The following is a 22,919-nucleotide window of genomic DNA, read 5'->3' as shown; positions in this document are numbered from 1 at the left end:
GAAGGGACGACCGATGCCGGTAGACGACATCATCTCACAGCTGAAGCGGTTCGGGGCGGAGTCGCTCGAGCCGGGGGTAGGCGTCAGCGGCATCGACATCGAGCCCTCCGCGCGCGACCTCGTGAACGACCTCGAGCGTTATCCGCACGCGTTCGTGCTGGCCTGTATCGCCGACCGGCGAACGAAATCCGACATCGCTTGGAGTCTTCCACTCGCGCTCCGCAAGGCCGCCGGGGGTTTCGACCTGGACGCGCTGCTGAGGCTTCCGGAGGAGGAGTGGGCCTCCGTGCTCGCGTCCTCGGGCCACCCGCTGGCCACGACGATGGCACGATTGCTTCCGGCGGCCCTCCGACACATCCGGGACAGGTACGGCGGGGACGCCTCGCGTATCTGGGCCGACGGGAGCAGCGGCGCTGCCGTGGCCAGACGGTTCCTGGCCTTCGACGGTGTTGGCCCGAAGATCGCCAACGTGGCCGTGAACATCCTGATTCGCGATTTTCACATCGGACTCACGACGCCCATGCCCGACATTGCGGTCGACACCCACGTCCTGCGGGTGTTCGAGCGGCTGGGCCTCCTCGACAGGCTCGAACACAGCCAGCTACGCTCGATCAGGGACAAGCAGGGACTCCGGCTCCAGCTGCGCGCTCGCGAGCTCAGCCCGGAGTGGCCGGGGGAACTCGACTGGCCGGCATGGCATCTCGGGACGAAGTGGTGTCACGCCGGGCGTGCGCCGGAGTGTGGGGAGTGCTACATGGGGTCGGTGTGTCCGAGGGTCGGGGTGGCTTCAAGTGCAGGAGCTGGATCGTGAACATGAGCGCGACGGTACGGGTGGGTGCTCAGCGTGCCAGCCTTACGGACCAGAGCGTCGTGCCGGGCTCGACCGTTGGGCTGGCCGATGCCCGTCGCTAGTGGTTGTTCCTTATCTTGATAGCCTCTTCAACAGCATCCTCAAGGTACTTCTTGATCCATGCGTAACGATCTTTGCTGTTGGTACCCTGAGGATTATAGCACTTCACGATCGACGAGAGCTTCGTGCCGCTATTGCCGTAACCGATGTGGGCGAAGGGATTGGGTCCCTTCCCGGAGATGCGGCGGTCTAGGTTCTTCAGGCCGTGGATGTGGATCCCCACCACCCCCATCCCGCGGTTCCAGGACTCGATGATCTCGTGGTCGATCCACTTCCGCCCGGCAGTATTGGTTCCTACCAAGACGATGGTGCAGGAACGGCGATAGAGTTGGTCTTGGATCCACTTCCGAATCGCGCCGTCTCCACCCTGCGTGATGCTCTCCCAATCGTTGTCCGAGACCGGGAAGTTTCCGTCGACCATACCCATGTTTCGGACCTGCGCGGCGCGCGAATTGTCCGGCTTGTAGTGAAAGCTGAAGAAGCAGCGACGAGCCATCGGATCTCAATCCTCGCCCAAAACAGACGTCATGTTGTCCCAGGTCCGCAGCAGAGCCGACGCGCCTTCGGAACCGGAGTCCGAATCGAACCTGAAGGATGCGCGTTTCGTCACCACGAGAAATTCTTCTCCTACCAGAGGTGCTGATCAGCCAGCATTAGCAGCATGACGATCACGATCGTGCCAGTGATGGTGCCGTGAAACAGCGCCAGCGTGTGCGACCAGGCGACCCTCCAAGTGCCGTCTACCTTGTCGGTGAACGCCCCCGTGTCCATTGAGAAGTCGATCGCAGCGTCTACTTGGCGGACGTGATCCCAAAGCCTTCGGAACAGGCGTTCCTGGCGCAGGAAATAGGCATCCAAGGCCCAGAACATAAAGGCCGGGAAATACGCCAAGTAAACGAAGAACTCGTTCGTCCCGACGGCGGCCAGGGCGAACAGTGCGGCCACCAGCGTAATGCTCCATCCCTTGATCAGGAACGAATTGCTAGCCATCCGCGTGATCACGGCTTGGATCATCTGCAGGTACGCTAGCTTGTGTTCCATGGGGTAGCATAACCGACCTTGGCGGCATGGGTCCAGCTTCCACTCGGCGGCCGCCCGCGCGCCAACAGCCCTCCGGGCACGTCAGCTCACTTCCCCTCGGACCCGGCTACCCTTGGGTGGTGTTCCACAGCCCGATTTGGCGAGGGTCGTCGACATCCGAACCGCCGAAGGCCCTGCTACGGGGGCCGACGGCACCCCGGCAATTCTCGCATACCTGCCAGCCATCGGGCTTATCGGTGACGGTGTAGTGATGAAGATTCTTGATCGCGCCCGTCGAATACTGGCGACACGCCGTGTCGCTGCCCGTCCATATGTGTGCGGTGCGCCCGCGAATGCGAACCAGATAGCCCGGCTTCGCTCGCAAATCGGGCGGATGGTGGCGAGCGGCTTCTGCAAGGAGCCGCTTTCGCCAGCCCTTCTGGAGCGGCCACGGAACGCCCCACTTCTCGACCGTCGCTCGCGTGTAGCCGCCGCGCTCAGATCGTCCTTCCTCGATTTCTTGAACCGTCGGCACGTATCTCTCCCCATCATCGGTCTGCTTCGCCATTGCCGATGCCCCTTCTCGATGTTGCGCGACGGAAGACCCTGGAGCGGTTCTGGCGGCCTTGCTGGCCACCATCTCGACCGCCTCGCGATTCGATCATATTATCCGCCATGCGCTCGACTCCCGGTCCTCCTCCGCTCTCACGCACCCCCGCAGCATGTGGCTCACAAGGTATGCTCCGGCCTCTTGAAGAGATTCCGCCCCGGTGCCGCTGACTCCTGAACAGCGGGCCCGCGAGAAGATCGACGGGCAGCTTGAGGCCTGCGGATGGGTGGTCCAGGACTTCGCGTCCATGAACATCCATGCGGGGCCGGGCGTGGCCGTCCGGGAGTTCCCGCTGAAGTGGACCGACGGTGACAAGGCCCGATCCGGGTTTGCCGATTACCTGCTTTACGCCGGCGGATGGGCCGTTGGGGTTATCGAGGCGAAGCCGGCCGGGCATACGCTTCAGGGCGTCGTCGTCCAGTCGAAGCGCTACACCGAGGGGCTCGACGAGCAGGTTCCGGCGCGGTATCGGCCCCTCCCCTTCGCCTACGAGTCCACCGGCGAGGTGACCCAGTTCACCAACGGCCTCGATCCCGACCCGCGCAGCCGCGAGATCTTCACCTTCCACCGTCCCGAGGAGTTGTTACGGCTACAGAACCTCGGATCGGCACAGCTGCGTCGGTGGCTCCGGAAGATGCCGGAACTGCCGAAGGGCAAACTCTGGCCGGTGCAGCACGAGGCGATTGGCAGCCTGGAGCGGTCCCTCGCCCACGGACGCCCGCGCGCCCTCGTCCAGATGGCCACCGGCAGCGGGAAGACGTTCACGGCGGTCACGGCCTGCCACCGGCTCATCAAGTACGCCGGAGCGAAACGCATCCTGTTCCTCGTGGACCGCAACAACCTGGGCCGCCAGACGCTCAACGAGTTCCAGCAGTACCGGGATGCCGGGTCCGCCTACTCCTTCGCCGAGGAGTTCGTGGTCCAGCGCCTCCAAGCGAACGCCGTCGATCCGGCGAGCAAGGTCGTCATCACGACCATCCAGCGGCTCTACTCGATCCTGAAGGGCGATCCCGAATACGACCCCGCCAACGAAGACGAGTCGCTGTTCGAGTCCGGCCGTTCTCAAGGTGGCGAGCCCGCCCCGGTCGAGTACGCCCGCGACCTTCCGCCCGAGGCCTTCGACTTCATCGTCATCGACGAGTGCCACCGCTCGATCTACAACGTCTGGCGCCAGGTGATCGAGTATTTCGATTCGTTCCTGATCGGGCTGACCGCCACCCCGAGTCCCCAAACCATCGGCTTCTTCCGCAACAACGTGGTGCAGGACTATTCGCATGTGAAGGCGGTAGCCGACGGGGTCAACGTCGGCTACGACATCTACCGCATCAAGACGCAGATCTCGGAGGAAGGGGGCGGCGTGCCGGCGGGTCCCTATGTGCCCCGGCGCGACCGGCGCACGCTCAAGACGACGCTCGCCCAACTCGAGGACGACCTGACCTACACCGCCAACCAGCTCGACCGCGATGTGGTCGCCCCGGACCAGATCCGGCTCGTCGCGCGTACCTTCCGCGACCAGCTCTTCACGCAGATCTTCCCGGGCCGCACCGAAGTCCCCAAGACGCTCGTCTTCGCCAAGCACGACAGCCACGCCGACGATATCGTGAAGATCCTCAAGGAGGAGTTCGGCAAAGGCAACGACTTCTGCCGGAAGATTACCTCGAAGACAACCGGAGCCTCGCCGGAGGATCTGCTGAACAGCTTCCGCAACTCATACAATCCGCGGATCGCGGTCACCGTGGACATGATCGCGACCGGCACCGACGTGAAGCCGCTGGAGTGTCTCCTGTTCATGCGCAACGTGAACTCGGCGGGTTACTTCGAGCAGATGAAGGGGCGCGGCGTACGCGTCATCGAGCCGGGCGACCTCCGGAAGGTCACGCCGGACGCGAAGAACAAGACGCACTTCGTGATCGTTGATGCCGTCGGCGTGTGCGAGCGGGACAAGACGGTATCGGCGCCGCTCGAGCGCAAGCCATCGGTCAGCACGAGGCAGCTGCTTCAAGATGCAGCGATGGGGAAGGTCAACGCGGATCTCGTATCGAGCCTGGCTTCCCGTCTGGCCCGGCTCGGGAAACAGGTGGACGAGGCGCAGGCGGTGCGGATCTCGCGGGAATCGGGCGGAGAGAGTCTCGCCGAGCTGACCGGGCGACTCCTGGAGAGCATCGACCCGCAGGAGACGCACGAGGCGGCGGTCGCGGAGCACGGACTGTCCGAAGACGAGGAGCCATCGTCCGAGCAACTGGACGCGGTGGAGCGCGAGCGCATGGTCGAGGCGCTCAAACCGTTCAGCCAGCCGGGGCTTAGGCACGCGATCATCGAGATCGCCCAGAGCCTCTACCAGATCATCGATGAGGCCGCCATCGACGTGCTCCTCGACTTCGGGCGCGGCGAGCCAGCGGTTCAGAGCGCCCGCTCGAAGCTGGACGACTTCCAGCGGTTCCTAGAAGAGAACAAGGACGAGATCGAGGCGCTGCAGATCCTCTACAGCCGGCCGTACCGAGCCGGACTCCGCTACCGACACGTCAGGGAGCTTCGTGATGCGCTGAGGAACCCACCGGTTGGACTCCACGACCCGGCCAACGGGCTGTGGCGGCTCTACGAGGCGCTGGAGCCGGACAAGGTGACGGGCAGGGGCGGCCGTGCGCTCGTCGATCTGGTCGCGATCGTGAAGCACGCGATCAGTCCGGAGGTTACGATCGTGCCTGTAGCCGACCAGGTGGAAGCCCGCTACCGGGCGTGGCTGGAGGAGAAGGCGCGCGGGGGGCAGGAGTTCACCGCGGAGCAGCGGAGGTGGCTGGATGCGATCAAGGACCATATCGCGTCCAGCTTGGCGATCGAGCGAGAGGATTTCGAGGACGTGCCGTTCAACCAGTGGGGTGGGCTCGGGGGCGCGTGGCAGGCGTTTGGGGACGATCTGGACGGAATGCTGGCTGAGTTGAACGAGAGGCTAGCGGCATGACGCGGTTGCTACCGCCAGGGTGGATATCGACCACGCTCGGCGAGTGCTTCGATTGGGGAAGCGGGGGCACTCCGAGAAAGTCAGTCGCCGACTTTTATGATGGCGGCATACCTTGGGCGGTCATTGGTGACCTGAACGACGGTATCGTAGACGGTACTCGATCCTCGATCTCCCAAGCAGGATTAGACAACAGTTCGGCGAAGTGGATTGCTCCGGGCTCCGTATTACTTGCGATGTACGGATCGATTGGGAAACTCGGAATTGCCAGCGGTCCACTGACCACCAACCAGGCCATTGCCCACACGCACCCCGGCCCGGTGCCGACGCGTTACCTATTCTGGTACCTGCGCAGGATACGAGAGGACCTAACCAGCCAAGGGAAAGGGGGCACCCAGCAGAACATTAGCCAGACGGTCATCAAGGCGTTTCCGTTCCCCCTCGCCCCGCTTCCCGAGCAGCATCGCATCGTCGTGAGAATCGAGTCCCTGTTCGCCAGATTGGACGACGGCGTAGCCGCTCTGAAGCGTGCCGAGGCCAATCTCAAGCACTACCGGGCGTCCGTCCTCAAGGCGGCGGTCGAGGGAAGACTGACCGAACAGTGGAGGAAGGAGAACCCGTCCGAGGAGAACGGCGAGGAGTTGCTGGGGCGGATTCTGGCCGAACGGCGGAGGCGTTGGGACGAGGAACAGCTCGCGAAGTTCGAGGCGAAAGGAAGGAAGCCGCCGCAGAACTGGAAGGCCAAGTACAACGAGCCGCTGGAGCCCGACACCGGCAGCCTCCCAGAGCTACCCGATGGATGGTGCTGGTCGACGGTCGATCAGTTGGCATCAGTAACCGGCGGGCTGACCAAGAACCCTGCAAGGAGCGGCTTGCCGATCCGGTATCCCTATCTGCGGGTGGCTAACGTCTATGCCGACGAGTTCAGGTTGGACGATGTAAGAACGATCGGGGTGTCAGAATCAGAACTTGATCGAGTGGTCTTGCGGCCTGGTGATCTCCTCATCGTGGAAGGTAACGGAAGCGCCGAGCAGATTGGGCGTGTTGCGCAATGGCAAGGGGACTTGGAGCCGTGCTGTCACCAGAATCATTTGATCAAGGTCCGCTGTGCGCCTTCCGCGTCTCGGTCCCGATGGATGCTGCTATGGCTCCTCTCGCTCGGCGGGCGGCGGGCGGTACTTGAGAAGGCCAGTTCTACGTCTGGTTTGTACACGCTCAGCCTCTCCAAGGTCAGAGCACTTCCCGTTCCGTTGGCACCCATCCGCGAGCAAGTCCGCGCAATCAGGCTCGCTGATTCGCTCTGCGACACTAGCCGGGACGTGCGGGATCAAGTTGAAGCCAAAATGGTGATTCGCGCTTCTGCGCTCCGCCAATCCATTCTCAAGCGCGCCTTCGACGGCCGACTGGTGCCGCAAGATCCCAATGACGAGTCCGCGTCCGCTCTCCTTGAGCGCATCCGTGCCGAGCGGGATGCGGAAAAGCAGAAGAGAAGGCGCGCCTCGAACCCGAAACACAAGCGGAAGGGCCAAGTCGCCTGATGCAGAACGAAACCCAGCAGATCGTCAACAAGGCGTGGAGCTTTGCCAACCTGCTCCGCGACGACGGCCTGTCCTACATGGTTTACACCGAGCAGATCACGTTCCTGCTCTTCCTCAAGATGGCCCACGAGCGTACACAGCCACCGTGGAACCACCCTACCATCGTGCCGGCGGGTCTCGACTGGCCGAGCCTGCTCGTTCGCGACGGCGAGGAACTCGAGACGCACTACCGCCGCATTCTGACGGAGCTTCCCAAGCTGGGAGGGATGCTCGGAGAGATCTTCAAGAAGGCCAGGCAGGAGATTCAGAATCCGGCGACCCTCAAGCGATTGATCGTGGACCTGATCGAGCCCGAGGCTTGGATGTCGATGCGCGCCGACGTGAAAGGCGACATCTACGAAGGCCTGCTGGCCAAATCGGCGCAGGAGTCACCGAAGGGCGCGGGCCAGTACTTCACACCCCGCGACCTCATCAAGGCCATCGTGGACGTGATGCGGCCGACTCAAGACGAAACGGTTTGTGATCCCGCCTGTGGAACCGGCGGCTTCCTCCTCGCCGCCCATGACCATGTCGTCCGCGAACACGGAAGCGCGCTGGATACCGACCAAAAACGCCATCTCCGCGAGGACTTCGTGCGGGGATGCGAAATCGTCCCCGCGACCGCCCGACTCTGCATCATGAACCTATACCTGCACGGGATCAGCGCGGATCGGTCGCCAATCCAGTCAGGGGTGGACAGCCTCGCCAATGAACCGCGCGACCGCTTCTCGATGGTGCTCACCAACCCGCCCTTCGGGAAGAAAAGCAGCATCCAGATCGTGAACGAGGAGGGCGAACTTGAGACGGAGTCCGACACCTACGAGCGGCAGGACTTCTGGACCAGCACCAAGAACAAGCAGTTGAACTTCCTCCAGCACGTGAAGACGCTTCTCAAGGAACACGGCTCGTGCGCCATCGTCGTGCCGGACAATGTTCTGTTCGAGGGCGGCGCGGGGGAGACCGTGCGGCGCCACCTACTCCAGCAGTTCGAGGTCCACACGCTCCTGCGACTTCCGACCGGGATCTTCTACGCCCAGGGAGTGAAGGCGAACGTCCTGTTCTTCGATGCCAAGCCCGCACGCGAGAAGCCTTGGACGGAGCGGCTCTGGGTCTACGATCTGCGAACGAACAAGCACTTCACGCTTAAGATGAAGCCGCTCCGGCGCGAGGATCTCGACGACTTCGTCACTTGCTACCGGCCGGGAGAGCGCCACAAGCGGAAGCCGACATGGAGCTCTGAAAACGAGAACGGTCGCTGGAGGGCGTTCGCGTACGACGAGCTGGCCACGCGAGACAAGCTGAACCTCGACCTCCTGTGGCTCAAGGATAGCGCATTGGAGGACAGTGAGAACCTGCCCGAGCCCGAGGTGCTGGCCGCGGAGATCGTGGAAGACCTGCACGCTGCCCTGGAAGCGTTCGAAGCCGTAGCCCAAGAGCTTCAGTCGCCAGGAGAGATCACAACGTGACAGATCCATCTTCCGAGACGTGTCTATGCTCTCTCCTCGGCTGAGACTCCTTGGCAAACGCAGTCCCATGCCCGCTCACCACGTGCCGTAGGCTATCATTCAATTGGAGACGTCGAATCTGGCATGAACACCTCACAAAGATTCGAAGTTCGAATCGACCGACTCCTCGCGAAGGGTCGCGCTGTTCTCGAGACACATTCACCGAATCCCCCCGGCTTTGTCAGTTTTCCTAAGCTCGAACACGGAGCCTTTACGGAGTGGCGAGCACAATCCCTTTCGCTCCTGACGAATCTCCTTGGCGCTGACCATGTATACGTTGCCAGCTTTCGGCAAGAAGTTGAGGGACGGTTCGCCAGCAGCGTGAAAGCCGGTTTGGGTATCCTAAAGGCCGTACATGAGGACCTCGAAGATGGTTTTCTGACCGACCTGCAGACCCTAGTATCGGCCGAAGTGTTTACGGATTTTCTTGCCATGGCCGGACACCTCCTTGCCCGCGAATACAAGGACGCCGCAGCATCGCTTTGCGGGGCGGTGCTAGAAGAGGGCCTCCGTAGAATGGCCACGAACCGAGGTGTCAAAGTCGGAGCGCGCGACGATCTCAGTGCTCTGAATCAGAAACTGGCGGCCAAGGGCGTCTACACGAGGCTTGTGCAAAAACGATTGGCCGTGTGGACGGATGTCCGCAACGCGGCGGATCATGGCAGGTTCTCCGAGTACTCGAAGACGGATGTCACCGAAATGCACACGGGAGTTTCGTCGTTTCTTGCACAGCACTTGACCTGAGAACTGGCAGGAGCAGTTGTCGAAAATGCCGAGCAGAGCGTTCGACGGACCAACGACATATGAGGAGTTTCGCCGCGTAGCCATCAAGTGCGTAGCGAGCTATGATGGGTAGGACCATGAGCAAGAAGAAGCGGAACGAACCGGAGTATAGTTGACGGCGCAGCGCCACCCGCGTTGACGGATGCGGAGCGGCTGGTGCTCATCGAGGAGTGGGGGAATCAGCCGTCGCCAAAAGCGGAGTACGAAGGCAGGACACCGGCAGACCGCGGCGCGGTTGTTGTTCGGGTCACGCACGGAGCGTAACGAGTAATGGAGCAGTAAAGAACAGAGACCTAGATCAAGTATTCTTGATAATTCCCAATGAAATCATCGAGGTGGTGACCGAAGGAACGTCAACACGTCCTCAATGGCTCGGATGCGCTCGGGATTGTCGTTTCCTTCACGTGCACTCTCCAGTATGCCGTAAACTGCCCCTACGGCACGCTCCCGCGTTTCCGGATGCCGCCGCAATACAACGCCGAAAACGAACTCGAGCGCGTTCGCGCGCATCTGCTGACGGAACTCGCGCCACGCTTGGTCGTCTCCAGAGCGTGGCGGAGGCAACTCGGGGATTCGTTTGAACTCCGCAGCGATTTCTCTTTTTGTCGTCTCATGCCGAAGATCAGCTTGGCGCTTGGCCCTTCGATGGTACAGGTGGGTGAGCGCCCACGCGGTGGCGGCGCTGATGATGATCTCCACGATTACCCCTCCGTTGCTCGGTTTCCTGCGTCGGCGGACGGGTCGCGGCAACGGGATTGAGACTCCGCACGCATCTCTGACCGACCTGAGAAGGGGTCGGACGCCGGGTTAGTTTGTTCGAGCATAGCCGAGGTGCGCCGCGTAGTCGGCTCTCGGCGGATCAACCGATCCCAGCGGCATCCCTGCCTGTGTACCCGCCACAGCATCCTCAACCGTAGCCGGGGCTGGCCAGTGTTGGCTCAGATAGGCAGCCAACGCCAATCGATATACGGACGAGGCCAGGGAAAGCAGGGGCGGAGCGCGCTCTCCAAAAGGACGAAGCTGGTCCGAACCGATCTCGCGGCCGTGCACGCTGTCGTTTCGCAGCTTGTACAGCCGCCGAAAGACATCTGCAGCGATCTCCTCTTCACCGTCGGAGCTGGAATATTCTCTGATCAACGCGAGGCAATCATCCTTGCGTACGTATCCCTGGCCGGGGGCGGCAAGCATCTCTACGGATGTCGCCCAGCGAACCGAAGCCGAGGCCGCTTCTCGGGTCGTGCGGTAGCCTCTCGACACCATCCTAAGGGCTTCGTTGGCGACCTCGATTGATCGAAACAGCCGAATCGTCGCACGATTCGCTAGCCCCTCCTGATACCGCAGCTTCCAAGCGGCACCGAGCCGAAGAGCCAAGCGCTCGTCGGTGCAGTCCATTTCGCGTTGTCCTAAGCCGACGTTGCACGTCAGCGAAAGCTCTGTCCAGGGCACATGTGAGTGAATAACCGTGGGTGTCGCGATGTCCAAGGCCGAGCCATCCCGCCGCAGTTCGATCGGATGGTGGTCGAACCAATCCGCCCACAGCGGCCCGCGTACATACGCACCGGGCCACTTCGCTCTGGCCCGCAGGAGCGCGGCAACAGCGACGGCGTTCAGGAACGACATCACGGGTTCCGGGTCTTTGTCCATCAAGGAACCCCAACCCTTCTTTGCGATCACCGCAGCGGGCATGATCGGGTTCCAGTAGCCATCGTGAAACGATTTCACCCAAGAGGCGGCGGCGGCGGACCATTCCAAGGTCTCGACCACACGCTCATCCTTCGCAGATGTCAGCGTCATACCGTCGAGCCCCAGAGTAAGGCCGGCCTGGGGCGGAAATCCCCACGTTGCGAGATCGTCGGGCTCGACCTTGAGGTTGGGAAGCAAGAACAGCAGTTCCCACTCTGGGCCATCACGAGTGACCGTTGTAGCTCGTCGATCCGTGCCTAGGCCTTGGCCTGTTTCTCCGCTGTTCTCGCCGTCGTCGGAATCGGAGGAGTCGACGGAGGGTCGGTTATGCGGAGCCCATTGCTCGGGGGCGTAATCTCGCAGCGCCCTATCGTAGTATCCGTCCGGGAGCAGAACGCCCATATCACGCCACTCACGAATCGCCGCGAACTCCTCGAGCACCTCACGAAAATAGTGACCCTCCGCGATCAGCCCAAACGCAAGCATCAAGAGGGCAATCTCGCGGCTTTCCGGCCAAATCGTGTGCGATAGAGTGGTCCCTCCCACCACACCGTTGGCGAATCCCGTCGACCAGCCGTCGTAATCGGGCCAAGAACCCACGGCCAAGCGATGATGCTCCGAGTCGGACGGGTTCCACGCCACCAGGTATCTTCCCGGCGGGTAGGGGCGGTGACTGACCCGCCGTGCGCCCTCCGCACGTTCCAGTCCGCCGGGGCGGGAGAAGTGATCCGACGGACGGAACGGCAGGTCCAGCCGACGCCAAGCGGGATGTTCGGCCAATCCGCTGAGGACGGCATCGACCGGCTGATCCTGGCAAACCAGCGACATCCCAAGTCCAACAAGGGAAGCGCCGCGCTTCCTCGGCGTCACGCGACCGAGGTTCGGGGCGAGTTGCCGCAGGTATCGTCGGGATGGCCCGGCAGACTGACCGTCCTTGCGCCACGCCACCAAATACTCCAGTTCCGGGCCGACCAGCTTTCCCGGCAGATCAGGGGTTCTACGTGTGCACGCAAGATCGTGGGTAGCCTGCAAATCGAGCCAAGACTCGGCATCCGCCCATCCAATCTCTTCCAATCGAACCGCCATGTCCGGCGAAATGGATGCCCAGCCGTTCAAGATCCTTGAGAGCGTGGGCCGCGCCACACCCAACAGCTCCGCACTCCGCTGCACGGTCAGCCCATGTGCTTCCACGTACTTCTTTAGGGTGGCACCTGGGTGGTCCGTTTCCCTCACCGCGCTCTGTTCCGTTTCCATTCAGCGTCCGTTCGGCCTCATCGTAGTGCGTAATGCCGTAAGGACGACACTACGCATGTGATGAACGTTCGTCAATCGGAACGCGCGGCGTTCAAAAGGGGAGTAACCCGGCATCGGCAGTGGGGTCGGCGCTTCGGTACGGCAGCTCGTCCAGCACTCGCAGCAGCGATCTGGCATCGAACGCGAAGGCACCGTACTCGATCATCTCTCCGGGCCACTTGGCGGACGTCATGGACAGGAACCTCTTGAGGAACAGTACCGGCCGCCCAAGCCTGATCGCCTCCCATCCCTGATATCGCGTGCCGCTGTTCTCGGCGGCTTCCACAACCAAAGTGGCGTCCGAAAGCAGCGCCATGGTTTTGTTGCGCCGCGGGAAGTTCGACCTGTTCGGGGGGGACCCCGCCGGGAACTGCGACACGAGCAGCCCGCGTTCTCCGATCTCGTTTTGGAGACGCCGGTTGCTTGGGACCGCGTACTGATCCAAGGCGGTGCCCAGGATCGCCACCGTCTTGCCGCCGCAGTCCAGGGCCGTCCGGTGCGCCACCGTATCGATGCCCTTGGCCAGACCGCTGACCACGGTCACGTCGCGCTCAACCAGCGCCTCGGTGACCAGCCGGGTCCATTCCAACCCCTGCGGCGAGGCCCGCCGAGAACCGACGACCGCGACGCGCGTGCCCAGCTCGAGGAGCGTCCGGTCACCACGAAGATACAGCTCCGGAGCCGCGGCCCGGTGCTCCAAGTCGGTGAGCGGCCCAAGGAGTTCCTGGGGCTCTGCAGTAGTCAGCTTCGTCAGTGCTCTGCCCTCCCGCGGAATCTGGTCTCTTGCGCGGTTCCCAGACGTTTCGCCGCAGCGTTTGCCGAGCGCGTTGAACACCACCTTGCGTCGTCGTAGCGGTGGCCAACCCCCTACGATAGCAGCGTAACCGGACGGAGCCGAGATGTTCAAAAAAACGTTGACGGAGATCGCGTGTGAAGGGTAGTATGGTGTGTGGTTTTGCAGCGAAACTCGAAGTAAGGAAACCGGATCGATGAGCAAGGAGCGAAGCGACCAGCAGAGGCAGGTTGATGAGAACTACATCGCGTTCAAGGCGCTGCTCGGTGAGCTTATGAGGACCGACCCTGGCCGGACTGCGCTCATGCAGGATGGCAAGGTCATCGCGTGTTTTGATACGGACGGAGATGCCGTAAGGGCAGGCCGCCTTCTCGGCGGGCCGTTCTCGATACAAGAAATCACCAACGAACCCGTAGACCTCGGATACTTCTCGCATGTCGGTAATATCGGGAACGTTTGACTGGGACCGTGGACTGATTTGGCAGGCTGCGTTCGCGGCGGCGGAACCGGATGATGCCGATCCCCCGGTGCTCTCCAACATCCACGGCTGCATGGCTCTCGTTGACACCGGGGCCACGCGGACCTGCATCTCGCCAGCCGTAATACAAGCACTCGACCTGGACCCCGTAGGAAAGGCAAGTGTCAGATCTGCGGACGGCGTGACCGAAAAGAACGTCTACGATGTCCATGTGCTCGTTCAACTCCGCCCAAGCGACCCGAATAACCCGGCGGCCGGAGCAAGCGCCGAGCTGCTCACGAACCTGCGAGTGCTTGAATTCGAACCAAGCGACTCGCCCTACAACGCGCTGATCGGGTTGGATATCTTGCGGCGCGGTGTCCTTACTCTCTCCAGCGATGGCCACTTTTCCTTCGCGATGTAGGCCGCTCCCGCCGGTTACTTCGCAGGCCAGTCCCCGCAGAATCGGCCGAACGGCCGCGACCGCTCCGCGGTCAGCGGGGGGCGATGGAACGAACAGCACGTTGACCGGGCCGAGGCGCCCGGATTTCGCTACGACCGCCTTCGGCGGCCCGCGTAATCCGGGGGGTGACCTTGGTAGCCCGGGCGGGCCGAACAGTACGCCCGGCCAACCTGGCCAAGCGTTCTCAATCGGGGCGCCCGGATTTGAACCGGGGACCTCTGCGTCCCGAACGCAGCGCTCTACCGGACTGAGCCACGCCCCGAGGGGTACTGCGGACCGCGCGTGAGGCGCGGGGCCGGGGTCGCGCTCGCAAACGGAGCGGCGAACCGGCTTGAGAGCGGGTGACCGGATTCGAACCGGCGACCTCAACCTTGGCAAGGTTGCGCTCTACCAACTGAGCTACACCCGCGTGTGCTGCTCCCTCCGGCTGCCGGCCTGGCCAGCCTGCGAGCCGCAGCCGAGAGGGGTGCTGCCAGAGCCACCGGTCGGATTTGAACCGACGACCGCCGCATTACGAATGCGGTGCTCTACCCCTGAGCTACGGTGGCGAGCCGTCGGCCGCTACCCGGGGCGAACCCGGCGAGAAGGCTCGCGGGGGTGCCGGGGGTGGACGCGACGACGGAAAAATGGAGCCGGCGGGATTTGAACCCGCGACCTCTTGAGTGCGATTCAAGCGCTCTCCCAAACTGAGCTACGGCCCCTCGCTCGACTCCCTCTTGTCCTCTGGGGACGGGGCTGACGGGATTTGAACCCGCGACCTCCGGTGTGACAGACCGGCACTCTAACCAGACTGAGCTACAGCCCCCTGCAGCGGCGTTTCGATGGGGCCTACTGGACTCGAACCAGTGACCTCTACGATGTCAACGTAGCGCTCTAGCCATCTGAGCTAAGGCCCCCCCGAAGACAAGACGAGCGGACCCCGGGTGGGAGCCCGCTCGGACGACACAATGCTAAAGGAACGAGCCGAATCGGTCAACCTCGGGGGGTGCTCCGGCGGGTGCCGGTTCGGGGGTTCGCGGCTACGGTTGCATCCACCGGGGCGGGCTTTACCTTGTTCGCGACCCGCGCTTCCGACGGCGGAGGCGGCCGGGCGTTTCACATCGTCGATTCCCCCTCAGAGAGGCGGATGAAGATAAGCTCTCGCGCGGCCGCGGGCGTCCTCGCTGCGGCCCTCGGCGCCACCGCTCTGGCGCTGTACCGGCCTTCAACCGGCGAACTCGAGATCGCTGTCGCGAGCCTCGATCCGTCCTCCTTCCTGCATGTCCAGGAGAGCGCGGATCCGCAGGCCGCGGGCGAGGGCGAGACGGCGGCCGCGGCCGCGCAGTTCGCCGAAGAGCAGGATCTCGCGACGATGCCGGCGCAGTGGCGCGCGATCTACGATCACGAGAACGCGAGCCGCGGGCCCGAGCAGCCGATCCCGTTCAACCACCGCTTCCACGTGACGGACCTCCAGATCGAGTGCATGTACTGCCATGTGGGGACGGAGGAGTCGGTGTCGGGCGTCGTTCCGACGCTCGAGGTCTGCATGGGATGCCACCGCATTGCGGGCACGGGGCTGCCGCCGGTCGAGGAGCTGCGCCAGTACGAGGCGCGCGGCGAGCCCATCGAATGGGAGTGGGTGTACAAGCTGCCGGAGTTCGTGCAGTTCAGCCACAAGGCCCACGTGCGGAACCTCGAGTGCCAGGACTGCCACGGGCCGGTCGAGGAGATGGACCGGGTCTACCAGTGGGCGCCGCTCACGATGGGCTGGTGCCTCGACTGCCACCGGCAGCCTCCCTACGAGGGCGATTTCGCGACGGACCACACGCTGGCGCGGGACAACCCGCCGCCGCGGGCGCCGGCGCCTCGGCAGCCGGAAGGGTTCTACCCGAGGGACATCGACACGGACTACGGCCGGACCCGGGCTCCCACGGATTGCGCGGCATGTCACTACTGAACGGGAGCAGCGGCGGCTGCGGCGACTGCGGCTGTGGCGGGACCGGTGCCGGCGGCGCCACGCCGGAGCCGGAGGTCCTGAACGGCGCGGCGGCGAACGGCACGGGGCCTTCGCGCCGACGCTTCCTGAAGGTGCTGGGGACCTCCGGGGCCGGAGCCGCGACGCTGGCCGCCTGCGGCCCGCCGAGCTTCGGCGACAAGCTCATCCCCAGCCTCGTCGAGGAAGAGGGGATCACGCCGGGCGTTTCCGAGACGTACGCGACGGTGCTGGCGGATGCGGGGCCGGAGCCGGTCGCCGTCCATGCGCAGGTGCGCGACGGCCGCGTCCTCGGCCTGAGCCCGAACGACCGGTTCGGGGGCGGCACGAGCGGCCTTTCGTCGCTCACGCACTCCACGCTGCAGGATCTCTACGATCCGGATCGCGTGAGTCAGCCGCTGCAGCGGAATCCGTCGACGGAGGAGGGGGCGCCTCCCTTCCAGTACGCGAACTGGGAGGATGCGACGGCCGCGCTCACGAATGCGGTGCGCGTCGGCGGTGGGGTGCTCCTCACGGGCCGGGTCACGGGCACGACGGGCCGCTTCATCGCGGACTGGGCTCGCGTGATGGGGGTCGAACACATCGCCTGGGAGCCGTTCTCGAACGACGCGCTGGCGACGGGGACCGCGGACGTGAGCGGCGGTGCGGGCATGCCGCGCTTCGATCTCTCCTCGGCGGACCGGATCGCCTGCTTCGGGGCCGACTTCCTCGGCACCTGGCTCGCGCCGACGCAGATTTCCGCAAGCTTCGCGGCTGCGCGGGACATCGACGCCCACCACCACGCGAAGTTCACCTTCGTCGGGCCGCGCCTCTCGCTCACCGGCGCGAACGCGGATGAGTGGGTCGAAGCGCGCGCGGGCACCGAGGGGGCCGTGGCGCTCGCGGTCGCCGGCATCGTGGCCGCCTCACGCGGCGCCGAGCTTCCCGCCGGACTGCCCGGCGTGTCGCCGGAGGCGGCGGCGGAGCTCGCCGGCGTCTCGGCCGACGCGATCCGCGCGCTCGGAGAGGAACTTGCCGCCGCGGAGAACGCGGTCGCGATTCCGCCGGGGCTCGAGTCGCAGGGCGCCGATGCCCGGCAGGCGCAGCAGGCGGTGGCGGCGCTCAACGAGCTTCTGGGCGCGACGGGCCGCTCGGTCTTCCCGGGAGACGGCGCGCCCGAGGGCACGACGGCAAGCTTCGCGGACATGCAGGCCCTGATCGGGCGCATGCGGGCCGGCCAGGTACGGACGCTCATCGTGTCCGGGTGCAATCCCGCCTACGCGCTCCCCGCTGCCGCGGGGTTCGGCGAGGCGCTCGCCAACGTGGCGAACACGGTCGCGGTCACGCCGCAACTCGACGAGACGGCGTCGGCCTGCGGCTGGGTGCTCCCGTGCCACCACGCGCTCGAGTCGTGGTGCGACGCCGAACTGGCGGGCGGCGCGATGGCGCTCGGACAACCGCTCATGCACCCGGTGTTCGACACGCGCCAGCGCGAGGACCTGCTGCTGGACGTCGCCAACGCGGCGGGACAGGGCGGCGCGTTCAGCGGGACGGACTACGCGACCGTGCTGCGGAACACCTGGACCGAGCGGCTCGGCGACCATGCCGCGTGGCTCGATGCGCTCCGGCGCGGCGGCGCCTCGGCGGCGGCATGGGCGGGCGACGGCGATGCGGGGGCCGGCGAGGACGCTGCGCCCGCGGGCGGCGATGGCAGCGGCTTCGCGCTCCCGCAGGCGCCCGCCGGCACCCAACTCGTCGTCTACCCGACGGCCCAGTTCTACGACGGCCGCGGCGCGAACCGCTCCTGGATGCAGGAACAGCCCGACGCGATCACGAAGGTCGTGTGGAACTCCTGGGTCGAGATGCACCCGGACATGGCCGAGTCCCTCGGCGTCGACCGCGGCGACGTCGTCCGCGTCGAATCCGACCAGGGCGCCATCGAGGCGCCGGTCTACGTCTACCGCGGCATTCGCCCCGACACGGTGGCGATCCCGCTCGGCCAGGGGCACACGGAATACGGCCGCCACGCGCGGAACCGAGGCGTGAACCCGCTGGACCTCCTCGCGGCGAACGCGGACCCCGGCTCCGGCGCGCTGGCGTACGCCGGGACGGCGGTGACCGTCCAGGCCACCGGGGAGACCGCGCGCCTCGTCGTCACGCAGGGCTCCACCGACGACCTCGACCGCGAAATCGTCCACGCCATGAACGTCGAGGACGCGCTGCACGAGATCGAGGCGCACGACATCGACCTCGTCCAGATGGTCGAAGCCGCGTGGGACTCGGATCCGAACAGCCCGTACCGCTGGGGCATGGTCATCGACCTCAACTCCTGCACCGGCTGCGGCGCCTGCGTCACCTCCTGCTACTCCGAGAACAACATCCCCACCGTGGGCGAGGAGCAGGCCGCGCTGCGGCGGGAGATGTCGTGGATGCGGATCCACCGCTTCGAGGAGGAGACGGAGGACGGCGGGTTCCAGACCGTCCAGCAGCCGATGCTCTGCCAGCACTGCGGCGACGCGCCGTGCGAGCCGGTGTGCCCGGTCTACGCGACGTACCACAGCCCGGAGGGGCTCAACGTCCAGGTCTACAACCGCTGCGTCGGCACGCGGTACTGCGCGAACAACTGCCCCTACAAGGTGCGGCGCTTCAACTGGTTCAACCACGACAACGAGCGCGGCCGCGAAGGCGGAGCCTTCCCCTGGCCCCTGAACCTCCAGCTCAACCCGGACATCACCGTCCGCGAGGTGGGGGTGATGGAGAAGTGCACGATGTGCGTGCACCGGATCAACAAGGCGAAGATCGACGCCAAGGATGAGGGGCGGCTGGTCGCGGACGGCGAGGTGATGACCGCCTGCCAGTCCAGCTGTCCGTCGAATGCGATCACCTTCGGCAACCTCAAGGATCCGGCGAGCGAGGTCTCCCGCAAGGCGAAGAGCGCCCGCGGCTACCACGCGCTCGGCGAACTCGGGGTCCGGCCCGCGATCACCTACCTCGAGGACGTCACGCACAAGCACATGGCGGCCGGCGGGCACGGTGAACCGGCGGCAGCCGGCGAAGGCGAAGAGGCGCACTGATGGCGACCGCGGAGGCGAAGGTGCCCGCCCACCCGACGCTGGCCGACGCGAACCGCGACATCACGCGGCCCATCGCGATGCCCGAGAAGCGCTTCTATCTCGTGCTCGGGGTCGCGGCCGCGGGTCTCGCCCTCATGTTCGGGGCCTGGTTCTACCAGATCGGAGCCGGCATCGGGGTCGCGGGCATCACGCACCCCGTCTTCTGGGGCGTGTACATCACGACCTTCGTCTTCTGGGTCGGGATCGCCCACTCAGGCACGCTGATCTCGGCGATCCTCTACCTCTTCCGCTCCGGGTGGCGCACGACGATCAACCGCACCGCGGAGGCGATGACGATCTTCGCGGTGATGACGGCCGGGCTCTTCCCCCTCATCCACCTGGGTCGCGTCTGGTACTTCTACTACCTGATGCCGTACCCCTCGCAGCGGCAGATCTGGCCGGACTTCCGCTCGCCGCTCGTGATGGACGTGTTCGCGGTCTCGACGTACCTCATCATCTCGGCGCTGTTCTGGTACACCGGCCTCATCCCCGACTTCGCGATCCTGCGCGACCGGGCGAAGGGCTGGATGTACAAGATCTACGGCGCGTTCTCGCTCGGCTGGCAGGGGACCGTGAGCGAGTGGCGGCACTACCGCCGGATCTACCTCTACATGGCGGGGATCGCGACGCCGCTGGTGCTGTCGGTGCACTCCGTGGTCTCGTGGGACTTCGCTCTCTCGATCGTGCCCGGGTGGCACTCGACGATCTTCGCCCCGTACTTCGTGGCCGGCGCGATCTTCAGCGGCGTCGCCCTCGTGATCACGATCATGATCCCGCTGCGCTGGGCGTTCGGGCTCGAGGCCTACATCACCGAGAAGCACTTCGAGAACATGGCGAAGCTGGTCCTGCTCACGTCGCTCATCGTCGGCTTCTCGTACGGGACGGAGTTCTTCCTCGCCTACTACTCGGCGGACCCGATCGAGATCGAGAGCTTCCGCTGGCGGGCGCTGGGGGCCTACGCGCTCCCGTTCTGGGTGATGGTGTTCTGCAACGTGGTCGTGCCGCAGGCGCTGTGGTTCAAGAAGGTCCGCACGAGCCTGCCGGCGCTGTTCGCGCTCACGATCTTCGTCAACATCGGGATGTGGTACGAGCGGTTCGTCATCATCGTGACCTCGCTCGCCCACGAGTACGAACCGGGCGGGTGGGGGCTGTACACGCCGAGCTGGGTGGAGATGTCGATTCTCGTCGGCAGCTTCTGCTGGTTCTTCTTCTGGTTCCTGCTCTTCTCGCGCAGCCTGCCGGTGATCTCGATCGCCGAGGTGAAGGAACATCTCGCGCACGAACATGCGCACGCTCACAGGGATGACGATGAGTAGCGGCGTCCTGGGGCAGTACGACACGCTGCCCGGCACGCTCGAGGCGATCGCGCGGCTGCGGGACGCGGGGCACCGCGACATCGAGGTCTTCTCGCCGATTCCGTCGCCGGAGATCGAGGAGGCGATGGACATCCACTCCTCGCCGGTGCGCGTGTGGGCGCTGACGGGCGCGATCACCGGGTGTACGCTCGGGGTGCTGCTCACGGCGGGCACGTCGCTGGCCTACCCGCTCGTCACGCAGGGCAAGCCGCTCGTGTCGCTGCCTCCGTTCGTCGTGTTCATGTTCGAGCTCACGGTGCTGCTCACGGGGATCTTCGGGCTCGTCGCGCTGCTCGTGCACACGAAGCGGCCGGTGATCAACCTCGACCCGGCGTATCGGACGTCTTTCTCGGTCGACCGCTGGGGCATCTTCGTCCCGGCCAACGGCGAAGGCACGGCCGCCGCCGAGGCGCTCGTGCGTGAGACCGCCGCGGTGGACGTGGAGGTGCAGGGATGAGGGCCCGGGCCGCCGCCATCGTGGTCCTCGCCGCCTTCGCGCTCGGCGCCTGCGACGACCAGATCAAGCATCTGGAGCAGCGGACGCCGTTCTTCAACACGATGTCCTGGCAGCCCTCGGTGGAGGCCTTCGAGGAGCGGGCGCGGCTGCCGGTGCCCGGCACGATGCCGATCGACGGCGAGCGCACGTACGACCTGATGGCGGCCGATACCATGCTCGTCAGCCCGATCTCCGGCACCGAGGCGGATCTGGCCCGGGGGGCGGAGTTGTACAGCCAGTTCTGCACGCCCTGCCACGGCGTGACGGGCGCGGGCGACGGCTCCGTGGTGGGTCAGAACCGGATTCCCGACATCCCGCTCCTCAACATCCGCGGCGAACTCACGCGCGGATACACGGACGGCTACATCTGGGGCATGATCGGGAACGGACGCGGGCTGATGCCGGCCTACCGGCGCATCCCGGCCATGGACCGCTGGTACCTGGTCGCGTACGTGCGGCAACTGCAGGCCGAGGCGATGGCCGAGGAAGCGGAAGCGGCGGCGGCCGAGGCGGCAGCGGCTGAAGCGGCGGCAGCTGAAGCGGCGGCGGCCGATACGGCAGCGGCGGAAGCGGCGGCGGCCGACACGGCCGGAGCCGAGATCCCCGGGACGGGAGGCGGGCAGTGAGCGGCGGCGGCGACCGCCCGGTCCTCACCACGGGAGAGGCGCTGAAGACGATCAGCGGCCGCATTCCGACCGTGTGGCTCGGGGTATGGCTGGCGGCCGTCGCGATCGGGGCCGCGGGCTTCGCGACCACGGTCGGCGGGGACGCGCAGCGCGCCTGGATGAGCGTCTGGTCGAACTTCCTCTTCTGGACGGCGATCTCGATGGCGGGCATCGTCTTCGGGGCCGTCCTCCAGGTCGCGAAGGGGCACTGGGGCAAGAGTTTCCGCCGGCTGGCCGAGGCCGCGGGCGCCTTCCTCCCCGTCTCCTTCGCCCTCTTCTTCGCCCTCCGGCTCGGCGCCGAACACGTCTTCCCCTGGATCGGGCCCGTGGAGACGGAACACCTGAACCGCGATTGGCTCACGCTCGAGGGCGTGTTCCTGCGGAACGGGGTCCTGCTCGCCGTGCTCTATCTGCTCGGATTCGTGTGGCTCTTCTACTCGATCCGGGCCGACGCGCCGCTGGTCGCCGCGGAGAGCCGGGGCTGGCGCAAGGCCGTCGTTTCGCTCTTCGCCCGGGGGTGGCGCGGAGACGAGGTGGAGGTGGAGCGCTGCCGAAGCCGGATCGGGCGGCTGTCCGCCGTTCTGATCCTGAGCTGGGCCGTCATCTTCTCGCTCCTGGCGTTCGACTTCGGGATGTCGCTCACGCCGGGCTTCATGAGCATGGTCTGGGGGCCGTACTACTTCATCGGCGGCTGGCTCGGCCTGCTCGCGCTCGTCGCGGTCATGGCCCACCGCTATAACGGGGGGACCGGCGGGATCCGGCTGTGGGGGAAGTACGATTTCCACGATCTCGGCAAGCTGACGTTCGCCTTCGTCGCGTTCTGGACCTACCTGTGGTTCGCCCAGTATCTCGTCATCTGGTACGGCAACATCCCGCGCGAGACGAACTTCTTCATGCCGCGTTCGACGGGCGCCTTCGGCTGGATGTTCTGGCTCCAGATGGTGCTCATCTTCGCCCTCCCCTTCCCCTTCCTCCTGGGGCGGAGCCCGAAGATGAGTTCGCGCTGGCTGGCGTTCGTGGGGCTGCTGATCCTGGTCGGCTTCTGGGTCGAGCGCTGGAACATGGTGGCGCCGTCGATCTGGCACGGGGAGGGACTGCCGCTCGGCGTACCGGAAGCGATGATCTCGGTCGGTTTCGTCGGCCTGTTCGCCCTCGCGTACGGCGCCTATTCGACGACCTTCCCGAAGGTCCCGATGCGCGAGACGATCGCGATGGGGAGTCCCGGCCGCGGCCCGTAGACGACCGCCGATTTCTGGCCGATGGACGAAAGGGGTGCCCCGGGCGGCCCC

The 22,919-nt window shown here is 65.2% G+C and carries 19 protein-coding genes and 6 tRNA genes; 13 read left to right on the top strand and 12 right to left on the bottom strand.

Annotated elements, in window-relative coordinates:
- Positions 1-13 precede the first annotated feature (13 nt).
- Positions 14-811 carry an endonuclease III domain-containing protein gene (locus tag ACQY5G_RS06565; RefSeq protein WP_428278140.1) on the top strand — a complete coding sequence of 266 codons (798 nt, stop codon included), beginning with the start codon at positions 14-16 and terminating at the stop codon, positions 809-811.
- A gap of 97 nt (positions 812-908) precedes the next feature.
- Here the strand turns inward: ACQY5G_RS06565 and ACQY5G_RS06560 are convergent, their stop codons facing one another.
- The 3 genes from ACQY5G_RS06560 to ACQY5G_RS06550 form a co-directional block, all read right to left on the bottom strand.
- Entirely contained in the window at positions 909-1,406 is a 498-nt protein-coding gene (locus ACQY5G_RS06560; RefSeq protein WP_428278138.1) for a TIR domain-containing protein, read from the bottom strand.
- A 131-nt stretch (positions 1,407-1,537) separates the two neighbouring features.
- Positions 1,538-1,951: a hypothetical protein gene (locus ACQY5G_RS06555; RefSeq protein WP_428278137.1), complete on the bottom strand. Its 414-nt coding sequence runs from the start codon at positions 1,949-1,951 to the stop codon at positions 1,538-1,540.
- A 106-nt stretch (positions 1,952-2,057) separates the two neighbouring features.
- Positions 2,058-2,465, bottom strand: a complete 408-nt coding sequence (locus tag ACQY5G_RS06550) for a hypothetical protein (RefSeq protein WP_428278136.1) — start codon at positions 2,463-2,465, stop codon at positions 2,058-2,060.
- Positions 2,466-2,700: 235 nt separating this feature from the next.
- On the opposite strand from ACQY5G_RS06550, the gene ACQY5G_RS06545 reads away from it, so the two are divergent.
- The 4 genes from ACQY5G_RS06545 (at position 2,701) to ACQY5G_RS06530 (ending at position 9,322) form a co-directional block, all read left to right on the top strand.
- Positions 2,701-5,499: a DEAD/DEAH box helicase family protein gene (locus ACQY5G_RS06545; RefSeq protein ID WP_428278134.1), complete on the top strand. Its 2,799-nt coding sequence runs from the start codon at positions 2,701-2,703 to the stop codon at positions 5,497-5,499.
- Positions 5,496-7,034, top strand: a complete 1,539-nt coding sequence (locus tag ACQY5G_RS06540) for a restriction endonuclease subunit S (protein ID WP_428278132.1) — start codon at positions 5,496-5,498, stop codon at positions 7,032-7,034. Before ACQY5G_RS06545 ends, ACQY5G_RS06540 begins: the two co-directional genes overlap by 4 nt.
- Positions 7,034-8,539 (top strand): N-6 DNA methylase, encoded by a 1,506-nt coding sequence (locus ACQY5G_RS06535; protein ID WP_428278130.1) that lies wholly within the window; start codon positions 7,034-7,036, stop codon positions 8,537-8,539. The genes ACQY5G_RS06540 and ACQY5G_RS06535 overlap by 1 nt, the downstream gene beginning before the upstream one ends.
- A 123-nt stretch (positions 8,540-8,662) precedes the next feature.
- Complete coding sequence (locus ACQY5G_RS06530; RefSeq protein WP_428278128.1) at positions 8,663-9,322, top strand: hypothetical protein; 660 nt, start codon at positions 8,663-8,665, stop codon at positions 9,320-9,322.
- 366 nt (positions 9,323-9,688) lie between these two features.
- On the opposite strand, the gene ACQY5G_RS06525 is transcribed toward ACQY5G_RS06530, so the two are convergent.
- From ACQY5G_RS06525 to ACQY5G_RS06515, 3 genes are all read right to left on the bottom strand, one after another.
- The gene (locus ACQY5G_RS06525) at positions 9,689-10,060 is read right to left on the bottom strand and encodes a hypothetical protein (RefSeq protein ID WP_428278126.1); all 372 of its coding nucleotides are present in this window, start codon (positions 10,058-10,060) and stop codon (positions 9,689-9,691) included.
- A 108-nt stretch (positions 10,061-10,168) separates the two neighbouring features.
- On the bottom strand, positions 10,169-12,298 hold the full coding sequence (locus tag ACQY5G_RS06520; protein WP_428278124.1) for a HigA family addiction module antitoxin: 2,130 nt from the start codon (positions 12,296-12,298) through the stop codon (positions 10,169-10,171).
- Between the two features lie 91 nt (positions 12,299-12,389).
- The gene (locus ACQY5G_RS06515; protein ID WP_428278122.1) at positions 12,390-13,175 is read right to left on the bottom strand and encodes a DNA-processing protein DprA; all 786 of its coding nucleotides are present in this window, start codon (positions 13,173-13,175) and stop codon (positions 12,390-12,392) included.
- 151 nt (positions 13,176-13,326) lie between these two features.
- Between ACQY5G_RS06515 and ACQY5G_RS06510 the strand changes: the two genes are divergently transcribed.
- Positions 13,327-13,590, top strand: a complete 264-nt coding sequence (locus ACQY5G_RS06510; protein ID WP_428278120.1) for a hypothetical protein — start codon at positions 13,327-13,329, stop codon at positions 13,588-13,590.
- Positions 13,565-14,011, top strand: a complete 447-nt coding sequence (locus ACQY5G_RS06505; RefSeq protein WP_428278118.1) for a retropepsin-like aspartic protease — start codon at positions 13,565-13,567, stop codon at positions 14,009-14,011. The genes ACQY5G_RS06510 and ACQY5G_RS06505 overlap by 26 nt, the downstream gene beginning before the upstream one ends.
- A 227-nt stretch (positions 14,012-14,238) precedes the next feature.
- Here ACQY5G_RS06505 and ACQY5G_RS06500 read toward each other — a convergent pair.
- From ACQY5G_RS06500 to ACQY5G_RS06475, 6 genes are all read right to left on the bottom strand, one after another.
- Positions 14,239-14,312, bottom strand: a tRNA-Pro gene (locus ACQY5G_RS06500).
- Between the two features lie 74 nt (positions 14,313-14,386).
- Positions 14,387-14,459 (bottom strand) — tRNA-Gly (locus tag ACQY5G_RS06495).
- Between the two features lie 67 nt (positions 14,460-14,526).
- Positions 14,527-14,598, bottom strand: a tRNA-Thr gene (locus ACQY5G_RS06490).
- A gap of 79 nt (positions 14,599-14,677) precedes the next feature.
- Positions 14,678-14,751: transfer RNA gene (locus ACQY5G_RS06485), tRNA-Ala, on the bottom strand.
- 29 nt (positions 14,752-14,780) lie between these two features.
- Positions 14,781-14,855, bottom strand: a tRNA-Asp gene (locus ACQY5G_RS06480).
- Positions 14,856-14,872: 17 nt separating this feature from the next.
- Positions 14,873-14,946 (bottom strand) — tRNA-Val (locus tag ACQY5G_RS06475).
- Between the two features lie 230 nt (positions 14,947-15,176).
- On the opposite strand from ACQY5G_RS06475, the gene ACQY5G_RS06470 reads away from it, so the two are divergent.
- Genes ACQY5G_RS06470 through ACQY5G_RS06445 form a run of 6 tightly spaced genes read left to right on the top strand, consistent with a single transcriptional unit; the run spans position 15,177 to position 22,868 of the window.
- Entirely contained in the window at positions 15,177-15,986 is an 810-nt protein-coding gene (locus ACQY5G_RS06470; RefSeq protein ID WP_428278116.1) for a cytochrome c3 family protein, read from the top strand.
- The gene (locus ACQY5G_RS06465) at positions 15,974-19,075 is read left to right on the top strand and encodes a molybdopterin dinucleotide binding domain-containing protein (RefSeq protein WP_428278114.1); all 3,102 of its coding nucleotides are present in this window, start codon (positions 15,974-15,976) and stop codon (positions 19,073-19,075) included. The genes ACQY5G_RS06470 and ACQY5G_RS06465 overlap by 13 nt, the downstream gene beginning before the upstream one ends.
- Positions 19,075-20,430: an NrfD/PsrC family molybdoenzyme membrane anchor subunit gene (gene nrfD, locus ACQY5G_RS06460; RefSeq protein WP_428278112.1), complete on the top strand. Its 1,356-nt coding sequence runs from the start codon at positions 19,075-19,077 to the stop codon at positions 20,428-20,430. Before ACQY5G_RS06465 ends, nrfD begins: the two co-directional genes overlap by 1 nt.
- Positions 20,423-20,926, top strand: coding sequence for a DUF3341 domain-containing protein (locus ACQY5G_RS06455; protein WP_428278110.1), 504 nt, complete (start codon positions 20,423-20,425; stop codon positions 20,924-20,926). The genes nrfD and ACQY5G_RS06455 overlap by 8 nt, the downstream gene beginning before the upstream one ends.
- Positions 20,923-21,591: a c-type cytochrome gene (locus tag ACQY5G_RS06450; protein ID WP_428278108.1), complete on the top strand. Its 669-nt coding sequence runs from the start codon at positions 20,923-20,925 to the stop codon at positions 21,589-21,591. The genes ACQY5G_RS06455 and ACQY5G_RS06450 overlap by 4 nt, the downstream gene beginning before the upstream one ends.
- Positions 21,588-22,868, top strand: coding sequence for a hypothetical protein (locus tag ACQY5G_RS06445; protein WP_428278106.1), 1,281 nt, complete (start codon positions 21,588-21,590; stop codon positions 22,866-22,868). Before ACQY5G_RS06450 ends, ACQY5G_RS06445 begins: the two co-directional genes overlap by 4 nt.
- Positions 22,869-22,919 lie beyond the last annotated feature (51 nt).

This window comes from Candidatus Palauibacter sp. (genome assembly GCF_965261555.1).
In the GTDB taxonomy this organism is placed as follows: domain Bacteria; phylum Gemmatimonadota; class Gemmatimonadetes; order Palauibacterales; family Palauibacteraceae; genus Palauibacter.
Note: the sequence above shows the minus strand (reverse complement) of the source record. Positions and strands in the feature narration are given on the sequence as shown.

What these genes read in the sequence shown, in the direction of transcription:
- ACQY5G_RS06450 (WP_428278108.1), top strand. Translation starts at nt 20,923, where the DNA reads ATGAGGGCCCGGGCCGCCGCCATCGTGGTCCTCGCCGCCTTCGCGCTC.
- ACQY5G_RS06530 (WP_428278128.1), top strand. Translation starts at nt 8,663, where the DNA reads ATGAACACCTCACAAAGATTCGAAGTTCGAATCGACCGACTCCTCGCG.
- ACQY5G_RS06555 (WP_428278137.1), bottom strand. Translation starts at nt 1,951, where the DNA reads ATGGAACACAAGCTAGCGTACCTGCAGATGATCCAAGCCGTGATCACG.
- nrfD (WP_428278112.1), top strand. Translation starts at nt 19,075, where the DNA reads ATGGCGACCGCGGAGGCGAAGGTGCCCGCCCACCCGACGCTGGCCGAC.
- ACQY5G_RS06535 (WP_428278130.1), top strand. Translation starts at nt 7,034, where the DNA reads ATGCAGAACGAAACCCAGCAGATCGTCAACAAGGCGTGGAGCTTTGCC.
- ACQY5G_RS06505 (WP_428278118.1), top strand. Translation starts at nt 13,565, where the DNA reads ATGTCGGTAATATCGGGAACGTTTGACTGGGACCGTGGACTGATTTGG.
- ACQY5G_RS06455 (WP_428278110.1), top strand. Translation starts at nt 20,423, where the DNA reads ATGAGTAGCGGCGTCCTGGGGCAGTACGACACGCTGCCCGGCACGCTC.
- ACQY5G_RS06465 (WP_428278114.1), top strand. Translation starts at nt 15,974, where the DNA reads ATGTCACTACTGAACGGGAGCAGCGGCGGCTGCGGCGACTGCGGCTGT.
- ACQY5G_RS06540 (WP_428278132.1), top strand. Translation starts at nt 5,496, where the DNA reads ATGACGCGGTTGCTACCGCCAGGGTGGATATCGACCACGCTCGGCGAG.
- ACQY5G_RS06560 (WP_428278138.1), bottom strand. Translation starts at nt 1,406, where the DNA reads ATGGCTCGTCGCTGCTTCTTCAGCTTTCACTACAAGCCGGACAATTCG.
- ACQY5G_RS06470 (WP_428278116.1), top strand. Translation starts at nt 15,177, where the DNA reads ATGAAGATAAGCTCTCGCGCGGCCGCGGGCGTCCTCGCTGCGGCCCTC.
- ACQY5G_RS06520 (WP_428278124.1), bottom strand. Translation starts at nt 12,298, where the DNA reads ATGGAAACGGAACAGAGCGCGGTGAGGGAAACGGACCACCCAGGTGCC.
- ACQY5G_RS06510 (WP_428278120.1), top strand. Translation starts at nt 13,327, where the DNA reads ATGAGCAAGGAGCGAAGCGACCAGCAGAGGCAGGTTGATGAGAACTAC.
- ACQY5G_RS06565 (WP_428278140.1), top strand. Translation starts at nt 14, where the DNA reads ATGCCGGTAGACGACATCATCTCACAGCTGAAGCGGTTCGGGGCGGAG.